Origin of the sequence: Secundilactobacillus silagei JCM 19001, from assembly GCF_002217945.1 — a bacterium.
Lineage (GTDB): Bacteria > Bacillota > Bacilli > Lactobacillales > Lactobacillaceae > Secundilactobacillus > Secundilactobacillus silagei.
In genome coordinates this window covers 1-14,155 of sequence record NZ_BCMG01000007.1, presented here as the reverse complement: position 1 = coordinate 14,155, position 14,155 = coordinate 1, and the positions used below count along the sequence as shown (strand labels likewise).

At 38.4% G+C, this 14,155-nt stretch carries 12 protein-coding genes and 1 tRNA gene; 8 read left to right on the top strand and 5 right to left on the bottom strand.

Annotated features, from left to right (window positions below):
* Positions 1-202: 202 nt before the first annotated feature.
* A complete protein-coding gene (locus tag CES79_RS07245) occupies positions 203-1,537 on the top strand; it encodes a M20 family metallopeptidase (protein WP_054654446.1) in 1,335 nt (444 codons plus the stop codon).
* A gap of 74 nt (positions 1,538-1,611) precedes the next feature.
* Here the strand turns inward: CES79_RS07245 and CES79_RS07240 are convergent, their stop codons facing one another.
* The 3 genes from CES79_RS07240 to thrC all read right to left on the bottom strand — a co-directional run bounded on the left by CES79_RS07240 (position 1,612) and on the right by thrC (position 4,487).
* A complete protein-coding gene (locus CES79_RS07240) occupies positions 1,612-2,253 on the bottom strand; it encodes an NAD(P)H-hydrate epimerase (protein ID WP_054654444.1) in 642 nt (213 codons plus the stop codon).
* A gap of 168 nt (positions 2,254-2,421) precedes the next feature.
* Entirely contained in the window at positions 2,422-2,916 is a 495-nt protein-coding gene (locus CES79_RS07235) for a MarR family winged helix-turn-helix transcriptional regulator (RefSeq protein ID WP_054654442.1), read from the bottom strand.
* Positions 2,917-2,990: 74 nt separating this feature from the next.
* Entirely contained in the window at positions 2,991-4,487 is a 1,497-nt protein-coding gene (thrC, locus tag CES79_RS07230) for a threonine synthase (protein WP_089136759.1), read from the bottom strand.
* Between the two features lie 252 nt (positions 4,488-4,739).
* Between thrC and CES79_RS07225 the strand changes: the two genes are divergently transcribed.
* Both CES79_RS07225 and CES79_RS07220 read left to right on the top strand, forming a co-directional pair.
* Entirely contained in the window at positions 4,740-5,066 is a 327-nt protein-coding gene (locus CES79_RS07225) for a hypothetical protein (RefSeq protein WP_089136758.1), read from the top strand.
* Between the two features lie 43 nt (positions 5,067-5,109).
* A tRNA-Arg gene (locus tag CES79_RS07220) sits at positions 5,110-5,181 on the top strand.
* Between the two features lie 69 nt (positions 5,182-5,250).
* On the opposite strand, the gene CES79_RS07215 is transcribed toward CES79_RS07220, so the two are convergent.
* Together CES79_RS07215 and CES79_RS07210 are read right to left on the bottom strand one after the other, a co-directional pair.
* On the bottom strand, positions 5,251-6,396 hold the full coding sequence (locus tag CES79_RS07215) for a tyrosine-type recombinase/integrase (protein ID WP_089136757.1): 1,146 nt from the start codon (positions 6,394-6,396) through the stop codon (positions 5,251-5,253).
* Between the two features lie 52 nt (positions 6,397-6,448).
* A complete protein-coding gene (locus CES79_RS07210; RefSeq protein WP_159459474.1) occupies positions 6,449-7,030 on the bottom strand; it encodes a helix-turn-helix domain-containing protein in 582 nt (193 codons plus the stop codon).
* 148 nt (positions 7,031-7,178) lie between these two features.
* Between CES79_RS07210 and CES79_RS07205 the strand changes: the two genes are divergently transcribed.
* From CES79_RS07205 to CES79_RS07185, 5 genes are all read left to right on the top strand, one after another.
* Positions 7,179-7,451, top strand: a complete 273-nt coding sequence (locus CES79_RS07205; protein WP_054654431.1) for an excisionase family DNA-binding protein — start codon at positions 7,179-7,181, stop codon at positions 7,449-7,451.
* A gap of 260 nt (positions 7,452-7,711) precedes the next feature.
* Positions 7,712-8,824 carry a VapE domain-containing protein gene (locus tag CES79_RS07200; protein ID WP_225362345.1) on the top strand — a complete coding sequence of 371 codons (1,113 nt, stop codon included), beginning with the start codon at positions 7,712-7,714 and terminating at the stop codon, positions 8,822-8,824.
* Between the two features lie 507 nt (positions 8,825-9,331).
* The gene (locus tag CES79_RS07195; RefSeq protein WP_089136754.1) at positions 9,332-11,269 is read left to right on the top strand and encodes a hypothetical protein; all 1,938 of its coding nucleotides are present in this window, start codon (positions 9,332-9,334) and stop codon (positions 11,267-11,269) included.
* A 213-nt stretch (positions 11,270-11,482) separates the two neighbouring features.
* Positions 11,483-13,420 carry a DNA/RNA helicase domain-containing protein gene (locus tag CES79_RS07190; protein WP_089136753.1) on the top strand — a complete coding sequence of 646 codons (1,938 nt, stop codon included), beginning with the start codon at positions 11,483-11,485 and terminating at the stop codon, positions 13,418-13,420.
* 23 nt (positions 13,421-13,443) lie between these two features.
* Entirely contained in the window at positions 13,444-14,049 is a 606-nt protein-coding gene (locus CES79_RS07185; protein ID WP_089136752.1) for a GIY-YIG nuclease family protein, read from the top strand.
* Positions 14,050-14,155 lie beyond the last annotated feature (106 nt).

Here is a 14,155-nt window from a genome sequence, read left to right as displayed (position 1 = left end):
GTAAGACGATTCCGGCAAAAATCCCGAACTTGGATTTATGCCGGAATTGACTTACATGCAGCTCTCTGCTTGTTGTAGCCTGATTCGGCAATGTTGAATCTGCTTGTTGTAGCCCGATTCGGCAATGTTGAGTCTCTGCTTACTGAAACCCGATTCGACTATGTAATATGTAAAAGAGAGAAACAAAAGGGAGGTCATATCCATGCAACCATACATCAAAGCAACCCACCAAAAAGCCGCCGTAGAAGCCATCAAGCGGCTGGTAAAGCACCCTTCTAGTACCACTGAGCCAGCCCCTGGCGCACCGTTTGGTCAACCGATCAGAGACGCGCTAGATGAAATGATGCAGATCTGCTCGGAACTGGGTTTTAAAACTTATACGGATCCAGACGGCAACTACGGTTATGCCGAAGTCGGTGAAGGCGATACTATTTTCGGTATCTTAGGTCACGTGGACGTGGTGCCGGCTGGTGACGCGGCTGACTGGTCTCACGCACCATTTAGCGCCGTCGTTGAAAACGGTGTGATGTATGGGCGTGGCGTTCAAGATGATAAGGGGCCATCGGTGGCAGCACTGTACGCGGTTAAAGCGCTGATGGATGCCGGCGTGACCTTTAAGGAACGAATCCGATTTATCTTCGGAACGGATGAAGAGACCCTCTGGCGCGGGATTGCGGTTTATCAGCAAAAAGAAGAACCCATCACTCATGGGATCGCACCGGATTCAGCGTTTCCAGTGACCTACGCAGAAAAGGGCCTGCAACAGTCCTACTTTGTGGGCCCCGGCAGTAGTGAATTTAGTCTGAAAATGCAAAACGCCTTTAATGCGGTGCCGGCTAAGGCCCAGTACAACGGGCCCAAGCTGGCAGAAGTTAAGGCCGCGCTGGACGGTTTCGGTTTTGACTACGAAACGGGAAAAAATGGCATCACCGTGACTGGCAACGCCGTCCATGCCATGCTGGCATCGGAAGGGACTAACGCGGTGTTGCGCCTGGCAATGGCGTTAGACCAAGTTTTCCCGGATGGCCCGCTGGGGTTGATTGGGCGCTGTTTCAAAGAAGATGCTACCGGTGCGAACCTAATGGGTGACGTGGCGGATGAAGCATCTGGTCATTTAACGATCAACATTTCAAACATTGAAGTTAGTCCAGAAGAGACCCGGATGCAAGTCGACATGCGGATTCCGGTCACCGTGGATCACGATGACCTGATTGAAAAAATGACGCACAAAATTGCTGAATACGGGTATCGTTATGAAGATTTCGACTATTTAGCACCGCTATACGTACCAAAGGACAGCGAATTAGTTGAAAAATTGATGACCGTTTATCGGGAAGTGACGGGTGATGCCACCGAACCGCAAGTTTCTGGCGGGGCAACCTACGCGCGGACGATGAACCAGTGCGTGGCGTTTGGCGCAATGCTGCCGGGAGTGGCGGACTACATGCACCAAGTAGATGAACAGTGGGAACTGGAAAAGATGTTTACCGCAATGGACATTTACGCGGCGGCCATCAAGGCGATTGCGGGCGAATAGTAACGATTTTGAGTAAATGAAAAGGACTTAGAGCTGGAATATTAACCAGTCCTAAGTCCTTTTAGCGATTTCAATTAGCCTTCGTAATGATCATCGAGATAGACACCAATGTCTTCCACAAATAGCTCACCAGTATACTGCTTGCCTTGAGCGGTCACAAAGCCGTTCTTGGCGTAGGCAAACGTACTGGTAGCGGTGGCTTTTACCGTGGCACCCTGTGGTTCGCCGGTATCCGCGTTCAAGCCAGAAGGGACATCCACACTGAAGATCTTGGCGGATGAGGCGTTGATGGCGTTGACCCAGTCGGCAAATTTACCGCCGACCGGTCGATCCAAACCGACACCGAAGATCGCGTCAACGATCGTGGTATAGCCGGCTAAGTCAGTACTTGCTGGAATCACCGGGATCTGATAGTAATGCAGGCTCTTGAGTTGCTGAGCCGTTTCAGTAGAAGTGCGGTCTTCTGACCCAGTCAGCATGATGGTGACCTTGACGCCGCGGACGTACAGCATCCGTGCAATTGCCAGACCGTCACCGCCGTTATTACCGGTACCGGCGAAGACTAAAACGTTGGTGAGATCAAAATCGCCATTTAATAACCGGCCAGTTGCGCCTAATGCGGCTCGTTCCATTAATACTAATGAAGGAATGCCAACTTCTTTAATCGTGTGTGAATCGCCCTGACGTGCCTGAGCGATACTTACTGTTCGTGCCATATTATCAATCACTCCTTACTAGATTTATTCAAATATAGCGTAGTCGTTTGTGGGCGAAAATACCAGTCAGGACTGATTGGTCAGTACCTGACGATATCAAAAAATCCGTTAACGCGCAGTGTGTGCCGTTAGCGGATTTTTAAATTTTAATCGTTGGGAGAGGGGTGCTTACTTCTCCAGTTCTGAATCGGTACGGTCAGTTCCCAGCGCTGTTTGATGTCGATCGGATAGAACCACTTTTGAAATATCAAAAAGTTCACGCCCGAGATTATTGATATCGATATCTTTTAAATCCGGTTCAATGGATTCCCACCACTCGTTGACTTTAGATAGGCCGTAATCCAGCAGCTTTTCGCCATCTTCAGTCAGCGTTAATTCTTTAACACGCTTGTCTGTGGCGGCTGCTTCCTTATGAATGAGGCCTAGTGCAGCTAAGTGTTTAACCATTCGGGTCATCAGACCTTCATCAACAGCTAACGTAGTGGATGCCCGGCGCTGGCTGATCGGTTGACTTTCGAGGATAAGGACCATCAGATACATTTCAGTAATATTGACGGGTAATTTATCCTTGATCAGCAGTTGGTTCATATCACGTTGAAGCTGGCGATGGAGAATGGCGTTATAGGTTGAGACGGTTAAATAATCCTTCTTGATTTCTGCCACTAACTTTCACCTCGGTTACTTAAACATTTGACTATTAAAGTATAACTGTATTTATATAATTTGAATAGCTTTACCTATTCAATTTTCAGAATTTTTGTGATTGCAGCCTGCATTTCGTCGGGCTGCACGGTGGTGTTGTGGCGAATCTTTGCTTGAAAGAGGGTTTTAATCGCTTTTGGTAAGGGAACCTGGATGTGGTCTTGCAGCTGTTTGACAGCGTCTAGGCCGTCCACTTCGACCGCGTGGCCTTCAATGGCGCTGAGAACGGCATTCGGAAATTTATACGGACTGGCCGTTGAGACAATGACCATGGGATGATCATCGTTGGTTGCCTGCCGATATTGGTCAGCCACGGCTTTCGCCACCGCCGTATGTGGATCAATGGCAAAGTCAGACTTACTGAAAACAGTCGCAATGGCTTGACGATCTGCATCACCACTAGCGAAGCCTGCTGAAAAGGTCATTTGCAATTTTTTCAGCACGGCTGGCTTAATCTGGTAGTGGCCCGTTTTTTCCAGTTCATGCATGTAAGCCGTGGTTTGGTCAGCGTCTTCGCCAGTTGCGAGGAAGATCAGGCGTTCCAGATTACTGGAAACTAAGATATCCATTGACGGCGAAGTTGTAGTAAAGAACGGCCGGATACGGTCATAGTAGCCAGTCTGGAAGAAATCAGTCAAAACGTTATTTTGATTTGACGCGCAGATCAACCGGTTGACCGGTAAGCCTAACTGCTTGGCGTAGTAACCGGCTAAAATGTCGCCGAAGTTCCCGGTTGGCACGCTAAAGTTAACCGGGTCGCCGTTTTTGACAGCACCTTGCTTAACCAGCTGACCATAGGCGTAGAAGTAGTAGGCTACTTGCGGCACTAACCGGCCAATGTTGATCGAGTTAGCGGAAGAAAATTGGAAGCCGTGGGTGGCGAGCTGTGTTTTGAAATCAGCATCGTTGAAAATTTCTTTCACGTTAGTCTGAGCTTGGTCAAAATTTCCGTTAATGGCGACCACGTAAGTATTTTCACCAACTTGGGTGATCATCTGCTGTTTTTGAATCGCGCTGACCCCTTGGCTGGGATAGAAGACGATGATCTTTGTGCCAGGAACGTCGGCGAAACCGGCCATAGCGGCCTTACCAGTGTCACCAGAAGTGGCCGTTAAGATTACGATTTCCTTTTTAAAATGGTTCTTTTTGGCTGCGGTAGTCATCAGATGCGGCAGAATGGACAGTGCCAGGTCTTTAAAGGCAATGGTAGCGCCATGAAACAGTTCCAGATAGTAGTCGTCACCGTGGTGGCTGAGTGGCACAATCAGTGGATCGTCGAATTTGTCATCGTAGGCCGCCTTGACGCAAGCGCTGATTTCAGCGTCGGTGAAGTCGGTCAGAAAGGCTTTGAGGACCTTTGTGGCAACTGTCTGGTAAGTCATGGTGGGGAGCTGTTTAAGATCTAAATCGAGTTGAGGCGTTTCAGTCGGCACATAGAGGCCGCCGTCTGGACTTAAGCCTTGTAAAATTGCTGCGGATGCGGTCAGTGCATCGGCTGCATCGCCACGGGTACTCCGGTATAAGAGTGTCATAATATCCTCCTTATTGATATACAGAATCAGGTCTCTTTAGTCACTAGTTTACCTGATTTGATGAGAAAATACAGAGGATATTTTAATTTGTTATTCATTTTTGAATCTTAAAATAAGCCAAGTTTGACCCAAGACTTTAGGCGGTACGGGGATATTTTTAAGCAATGAACTTCTTCAGGAAAATTTAACGCGAGTTTTGTAAAATATCATGCTAAAATAGCTTGGAGAGTATAATGAAAAGAGGACTTAATCATGGAAATTGACGTACCAGAAACGATGGACGAAGTTAAAAAAGAAGTTGCCCGTCGCCAGGCAAACGGTGAAACAGCTACCGAAGCTGATGTGATCAAAAAAACAGTGCTGGCCTCATTTCAGGCTTATCTCGAGTTCGCCGAGGAAGGCCACTATGATTCAGCCCAGTGGCAAGGCGACAACCTGGAAGTTACCGATATCATGAAAAAGCCGATCCAAACGGTCAAACCGCAGACTGACTCCTTCGTAAGTGATTTCAAAGCCAGCAACGATGCGTTATTTTTGTACCTCCAAGAAGCAGCCGCAAAGATTGCAGGCATGCGTTAATGCTTGAAATCTCCCGTCAACACCGCTATCATAGTTGTGTTGGGCGCCCTTAGTGTAATGGATAGCACATGAGATTTCGGTCCTCATGATCCGAGTTCGACTCTCGGGGGGCGCAATAATAGGTAGTGAATCCTTGTTACATCAGGGATTCACTTTTTTCTTACAGAAAATTTACAGAAATCAGCTATTCTGACAAGAACTGACTATACTTTTTAGTCGTTTCTTTTTTCAAAGCGTCATCAACGTGAGTATACGTATTTAACACAACAGAAACATCCGCATCACCCAATTGTAGTTGAACTTGTTTAACGGGAATCCCTGATTGGCTTAGCAATGATGCCACAGTATGGCGAATTCCATGAACATTAATATATTTAAGGTGGTATTTCTTAATTATGTTCTTCAGAAAGTGATTTGGTGTCATTACCGATATCATTTTTTCCTTAGAAGTCGAAAATACAAATTGATTAATGTTAATTATTTCAGAATGATTCAAAATCTCTTTTTGTTGATTCTTCCAATCTTTAAGCAATTCGACCATCTTGCTATCAATATAAAGTGTCCGATAAGCATTAGCCGTTTTGGGTTTGCCTATTTTTTGCTTATTATCAAGAGCTCTAGTGATTGTTTTATTAATTGAAATAGAGTGTTCAGTAAAGTTGATATCTTTCCATTGAAGCGCAAGTAATTCACTTTTTCTAGCAGCAGTATTAGCTGATAAATGGAAAAAGGCTCGCATCATTGGTTGATCTAAGTAGTCAGTGTCTAATACATTTAGGAATCTCAACAATTGTTCTTTATTCCAGTAATTATCACTCTGTTTAACTTCTTTTTTAGGTCGAATGACTAGTGACATTGGATTGTTTTGAATGTAACCTAATCGGATTGCATGTCTAAAAACGGCACCAGTATAGGAACATATTTTTTTCAGACTGTACATGCTTTTTGTACTTTCAGAAATTTTATCGACGAATTGCTGACAAAAACGTACATTAATCTTCGTAATAGGAAGATCTTTGAAAACAGGAGAAATATGATACTTAAAGGTTCCTAAAACCTTATTTTGGGTGCTTTCTACTACAGTTGCTGACCATGCTTTGTACCACATATCGTAGACCTCACCATATGTGATTTGATCATCTTGAAATGGATCAGCATGTTCAGCTTCGTATTGAAGCCTGTCTAATTCAGTTTTTGCTACTTTAGCTGAGTTAAAGCCAGATCGTGATACTTGTTTTCTCTTCCCAGTGATTGGGTCTGTACCCAAATATGCTTGGAATTTATAATACTTTTTACCTTTTTTACTATATGATTTTATTGCGTTTGTCATTATAATTCCTCCATCTTTACGTTAGTGAGGGCAATGATGAAGTAGTTATTTTTTACGATAGGTTATAGCGATTCTTTAGATTTTGAATATCATTTTTAGCACTTTGAATGATATTAATGAGGTCTTTATATACATCATTGGGTTCTTTATTCGATGATGAATGTTGTTTTAAGTTTAAAAGATCAACTTTATTTGAACCGAAATAAGATGTATTTATCCTCTGTTCGAGTTCAAACAGAGTATCGTAAGCTGATTCCACTACACGTAGATCTTTTGTACCTGATCCCATCAAAACATTAACAGCACTTTGAATTTGTTGCTGAGTTGACATTGAGGAAGTTATTTCCCCAGTGCTTTTTTGTGTTTCAATCTCTTTTTTGATCTGTTTCTGTGTTAGACCAGTATTTTTCTCCCATTCTTTCCAACCTTCTTCATCGTTGGATAGCCCCTGAATGTAGGTGATTGGGACTTTGAAAAAGGTAGCAAGATTTTCCCACGTTTTAAGCTTGGGTTCTGTTTTCTCGTTTTCGTAGTTATTTAATGTCCCACGTTTTATACCCACTAATTCAGACATTTGGTCTAAAGTTAGCTTATTTTTTTTTCTGAGTTCTTTAATTCGATTATGGGTATTCAAAAAATCACCTCTATTAATAAGTTTATGGATTAAGTTTAACACAGAAAGGATTGAAAATCTAAGAAATTTAGATATTGACATCTAAGAAATTTAGATATATGATGTTGAAGCTGTCTAAAAAACTTAGAAAAAGGGGATTGATTAATTAATGGACGTAATGGTTTCGCTAACGGATGATTTTTCATCACAGTTGCTTCAGCAGTTTAAAGACACAGCTACAGAGGCTGTCAAGGAGTTAAATATCGTTAACAGTTATCCAGAGTATTTGACTATCAAACAAGCAGCGGAGTTTTTGAATTGCTCTCGCTCAACTTTAGAGAGAAAGTATATTCCAGCAGGATTAAAAGTAATAACAATCGGTTCATTAAGAAGAATATCTAAACAAGAGTGTATTGATTTCTACGAAAAATTTGATTATTAAATAGATACACAGTGAGGGCAATGATGTGGTAGAAATTAATAACACTTATGTTTAGGCTCTATGAAGATTTGTAATGGAAAGCAATTAAGTAGGAAGCAAAAATTTACTAGGAGGATCTTATTATTAGCGAATTAATCAAAAAAGAGAAAGATGGTTTATCAGGGGAAGAAAAAATCAAATTAAAACTGAGAAAAGGAAATAATGGTTTTGTATTGACCAATAGCACGCTTAATTTTCGTCTCATTTTGGAAGAAGATCCATTGTTAAAAGAACTCTTTGCGTTTAATGAATTTTCTAATGAAATAGAAGTAACACGTGACGTTCCTGACCTGCATATAAGAAAAGGTGATCTCACAGATTCAATCGAGCCAGCAATATTGGATAGTATCGAGCTAAGATATGGACTTATTTTTAATGATAATGTCTTTTGGAAAGCAGTAACAAATGTGTCTCGAAACAATAGTTATAATCCAGTTGTTGATTATTTAGAAGCAGCGGATCGTAATTGGGATCATGTGGAAAGAGCTCAGGAGTTTTTACCTAAATATTTAGGTGCTAAAAAAGACGATATTACAACACTAATCACAAAACAGTTTTTTGTCGGGTGTGTCGGGAAAGCATTTGATCCTACCATGCAATTTGATCAAGTTTTAGATCTAGTAGGAGGACAAGGTATTGGGAAAACAACCCTCTTGAAAAAAATGGCGAATGGACTGTATACCGACTCGTTCACTAGTTTCACTAATAAGGATGATCTCGCAATGATGGTTAGATCTTGGATTGTTAATGACGATGAAATGACAGTCAGTCAGAGAACGGATTTTGCGTCGTTAAAGAAATTTATTTCTCAACAAAGAGTTGAGTATCGAAAGCCTTACGGGAAAGTCATAGAAAAACATGATAAAGGTTTTGTCATCGCAAGAACTACAAATCAGTTAACATATTTAAAAGACAGGACTGGTGATCGACGCTTTTTGCCCATTAGGACGAATAAGAGTAATCAAGAACTTCATCCGTTTTATGATTTAAAACAAGATTATATTGATCAACTATGGGGAGAATTTACATTTTATTATAAGGATGGATTTGATTTTGGCTTGAGCAAGGAACAAGAAAAAATGTTGGAGAAAAATCGTGAGCAATTTATGTATGTAGATGAAATTGAAGCTCGAATTGCAGAGATTCTTGACACTTGGAAAGAAGATTTTATAACTTCCAGAAATATTGCGGATGAGTTAGGAGACAATATAAATTTAGTTCATGATCGTAAACTAGCACAAAAAATTAAATATGTTATGGATAATCAAAAAAGTTGGAAACAAAATAATAAAAAGATAAATGGAACATCTCAACGAGGGTATGAAAGGTTTTGATGGAGTAGTTTACACTGAATTGTCAACTCAAGAATACCGGCATAATAGCTTTTAATGATGATTGGATTCTGTTTATAGTGTTTTCTATTTTAACTTTTATATTTAATCATTGATGACAGTCAGCAATAACTGTGAAAAATAAGTGTAAACTGTAAACACATCGTTTAAGTGGAATTTTTGCGAAGCAAATAATTTCACGTTGAATCAAAACGAGCGTAGCGTTTCGTTTTGATTCAGGCCTTCATAGTAATGTTATAGAAAATAAATAAATTATACGAACACTATGGCATCCTAAAACAAAAGTTTTGGGGTGTTTTTTATTATTATTAAGTGTTCTGTTTAATAATTTTTCGATTTTCGTGGTTAAATTGTCCAATAATTATTTGAAAGTGAAAATATAATTATTTCCTATCTGTTTAATAATAATTTAGTTATGTACATTTGAGTAAATCTATGTTTAAATATAGAAATTCTAATTTTCTCATAAAAACAAGGTGGAGATGGAGCATGGCTAATAAGAAACTTACCAATGCAGATATTCAAAAAAAACTTGATATAATGCAAAAGGGTCAATATGAATTACAGAGTACCTATGAAGCTTGGGATAAGAAAGTATCCATTATTTGCCGAGATTGCGGACATGAATACTTTCGTGTTGCAGGTGATTTTTTCAAAGGTAAATTGATTGGTAACAATTGCAAACACGGTCGTGGTAAACGTGTCACTTACACTACTGAAGATGTTCAACGTAAAATTGATGATGCACAAGATGTTCAGTATGAGGTAATTGATCATTTTACTAGCACGAAAATAAAAATCACTATTAGATGTCGAAAATGTGGCTTTGAATACAATACTTTTGCAAATGAATTTTGGCAAAAGAGACGAATTGGCAAAGACTGCAAACATTACCATCGACTGACAATAGAAGAAGTACAAAATCGAGTAGATAAGATGCAAAACTCACAATATAAAGTATCGGGGTTCCATGGTGCAGCTAAAAATTGTAAATTTACGTGTCGTATTTGTGGCTTTTCATATAATGATCAACTTGGACAATTTACTAACAGTGGAAGAGTAGGGAAAAATTGTAGACATCTTAACAAGCATTTAAACACTACGGAAGTGCAAAAAAGGATAGATGAAGTTCAAGAAAATCAATACGAATTATTGGATAACTATAATGGGATGATCAAGAAAAATAAATTTAAATGTCGCATCTGTGGTTTTGAATATTACAGACGCTGTGTTGATATGATTAATAAAAGAATCGGTAAAAATTGTGAGCACCATAAGTACAATCTGATTTATGTAAATTCAGAACAAGTGCAACGAGCTTTGGATACGTATCAAGATGGTAAATATGAATTGATAGATGAGTATGATCCTGAAGCAGGTAGAAAACATAAGTACAAAGTATTGTGTCGAGATTGTGGATTTATATATCGTTCACCTCTAGATACCTTTTTGTCGAAGCCGTTGGTTGGTGTTAATTGTGAGCATAAAAATCGAAACAATAATACACAAGAGCTTCAGAGTAGGATTGATAAAACTCAAGAAAAACAGTATGAACTTATTGGGCCGTATAAAGGTTCAATGGTTAATCATATTTTTCGATGTCGAAAATGTGGTTTTGAATATTTTACTATCTCTGGTCCATTTTTATCTCATAGGATTGGTGAAAATTGTAAACACAAAAAGGCTAAATATTCTCAGGAGGAAGTTCAGCAACTTTTAGATATCAAACAGGAAAAGCAATTCGAAATTTTAACTAAATATGAAGGCCTGAGAAAGAAAGTTTGGATAAGGTGTAGAAATTGTAATTTAAAATATGAAACGACATTGGCACCATATTTGCGTCTAAGAATCGGAGTAAATTGTCAGCATCATATTAAATTGACAAAAGCAAGAGCAATTCAAAGAGTGACAAAGATTAGCAATGGCCAGATAGAGATGGTAGGAGAATTTAGGGGGACAAGCAAAGCCACTCAATTTTTATGTAAGATTTGTAATCGAAAATGGGAGGCTAATCCTGCGGATATTTTTGATGGGCATGGATGTCCTTCATGTTATGGATCTCGAGGAGAAAAAGTTATAAAGGCATATTTAAAAAAAGAGAAGTATATATATGAAGAGCAGTATAAAATTGATGAGTGTAAGGATAAAGATTATTTACCGTTTGATTTTGCAGTGTTTAATGATGATGGGTCGTTAAGATGTTTGATTGAATACCAAGGGATACAGCACTTTCAGCCAATTAAATTTTTTGGAGGAGAGCAAAACTTTTTGGGATTAAAACACAGAGATAAAATTAAGAAAAATTTTTGTAAGGTCCATAATATTTCACTTATAGAAATTGCTTATCCGCAGGTTCAAACCTACTTTCAGATTAGAAAGAGGGTTAAATCAGTTCTGGATGTATCTTTAAAAAATGAGATGATTTAGAAGTAAAATTAAAATCAAAAGAATTGACATGGTAATGGCACTATTAATACGTATATAATTGCGGTGACTAAAGATAGCCACCGTATTTTTATAAGAAAGTAAAGTATTCAGGTATTGTAAGTATTTATTTAGATAGATTACTGTACAGATAAAATAATTTCGTATGTACAGGGGAAACGCACATAAAGAATACTTTAAGGAGATGATTCAGTTATGAATGGTGTATTAAAAACTGTAAACAATGCTCTTGAGGAATGTAAATCTAAGAAGTTACCTAACGAATTATGGCAATATGAACATGGTGAAGATGCAATTAATACCTCCGATGCTGAATATCGTTCATGGGAAAATTCACTGCCAGTTCTTTTAAAGGTAATTAGTGCTGCTGGGCTGGGAAAATTAGATATTGTTTTTGAATATCCGGCCATTGGTACGGCTGGAAGAATGGATGCAATTTTGATTGGCACTAATCAAAATGGTGAAAATACACTTGTTATCTTTGAATTAAAGCAATGGTCATATATTGGTAAACCGGATGAAGTAGACGTAGAAGACTCATTGTACATACCATTGGATGTTGCGGTTCCAATAAGTAATGGAAAATATGTTGTACGCAGGCATCCGTTAGAGCAAGTTAAAGAATATAAAGATAGTTTATTGGCATATAATTCGGTCGTTAAAGGTAAAAAGAATACGGATGTGCAGGCAGTTGTGTTTATGCATAATTGTATCGATACTGATAAATTAATATCAGATCGATATAAAGCGTGGTTTAAAGATAGCAACCTAATATTTGGAGAAGATGATTTTGAGAAACTTGAAAGAAAGTTATCTGGCCTACTGACTTCGCAAATGAATCATCAGTTTGCACTTAATTTTGTAAAGGCTGAATATAAATTAGTTTTAGCTGACTTATCAGGATTAAAGGATGCTTTAGATGGTAAAAGGAATGCAAATATGATATTTGAGCAGAAAAATGTAGACAAATTTGTTCAAGAAAAAATGCGCCAGTTAAGATATGCGCGTACACATAATAAACGGAGTCACAAACAGATGATTGTGATATCAGGAGATCCAGGTACAGGTAAAACTATTGTTGGACTCCATTTGTTGTATGCTTATGTGAAAATCTTTAATCGAGATATAAATGTTGATTCGGTAATTTCTCATTCAAGTTCAGGTATAAAAAAAGCAACAACGGAGATTTTCAGACAAGTTAAAGCTACGTATGCTTTACCGCGCAGTAAAACTGTACACGCTGTAATTGCTAAAGAAATTAAGCTTTCGGTGCCCTACCTTTTCGATTCTGACATACCGGAAGACGGTGATGTTGTTATTATTGACGAGGCTCACCGAATTCAAAACATAGATAAAGAACTTGGCCTTGTGTTTAATAGAGCTGATTTGGTAATTATATTGCAAGATGATAAGCAACGTGTTTTGCCAAGTGAGAAAGGCACAGTAGCGTCATTTAAAGATTTTGCACGGGGAAAAGAAATTGAGTTTTTCCCTCAGAATCTGATTACTCAAGAAAGATCAGGGCTTCAAGGAAATATTGTAAAATGTTTAGACTCATTACTATATGGTAGTGAAGAAAAGATAAGCTTGAAGAGTCCTCTAAAATTGAAGGTGTTTGAAACACCAATTCAGCTAGAACATTTTTTGAAAGTGGATGCACTTGAAAATCAACGCAGTCGAAATAAATTGATTGCACCCTTTGATTGGGAGTGGAAACCGAAAGGAATATCGATTAAAGTGGGTCAAAAATATTTTACTAAAGACTGGAACCCAGGCAGTCGACGGGATCAGGCTGAATGGTATTTATCAAGTGGCAAGCAAAGTGTTGATTCAGGAGAAATAGATAAAGTAGGATGTATTTATACGGTTCAAGGCCTTGAGTTTGATAATGTAGGTTTTATTTGGGGCAAGGATTTTAAATGGAATTCGGCTGAAAAACGTTGGAAATTTGATCTTAATTTTCTTAAAGATGAGACTTTAAGGGATGAATTATCTAATATATCATCAGAAGATGCAATAAATATAATGAAAAATATTTATCGAATCTTACTAACACGTGCTACAAAAGGATTGGGTTTGTATTTTCTGGATAAGGATACTGAGCAGCATGTTCGAAGTGTTTTAAAAATTTAATTAGTGATAATGGAGAATTAAGAATGGCCAAGTATTTCTGTGTAACTTTATCAATAAGAAAAGGTAATATCCAAGGATTGGATAGCCTTAGAGAGTCTTTAAAAAATGCTTTAATGAATAATGAAGCCATTTATATATACAGAGGAGTGCAGTCAAAAAAAGTTTACATTGGTCAAACTAAACACTTTTTGACTCGCAATAAAGAGCATTTTTCTGGTAATGAAAAGAAATTCAATAAGGCAAATTTTAATAAAGTCATTGTTTTATTTTCGGCTTATTTTAATGGTTCGGCCTTGGATGATGTAGAAAATCAATTAATTACTTTCTTTACGGCTGATAATCCTGGCACTCAAAAACAATCAGTACAGTTTAATAGTGATGACGTTATTAATTTAACGAATGGTAATAGTATTACTGAATATCGCGGCCGAGAGAGGATTTCTACAGAAGTTGTATTACCTTTTTGGGAAAACGAGTTATTCCCTAATGGTTGGGTCAATACTCCTACAATTGAAAAATTAAGAACTCAAGAACTGGTTAAATATAGTCCAATCAAGTCTTTGACTAAGCAACAAAATGATCTAATTGATGAAGTCATTGACAATCAAAATCAAAATTTGAGAGCGTAAAATATCTTGTGTAAATGCATAAAAGATTTCTGAATTGTATAGAAATAGGGAATGCCTTCCCTTATGATATTTAGTAACCACAGAAAACATCACAGGAGGCATTCCC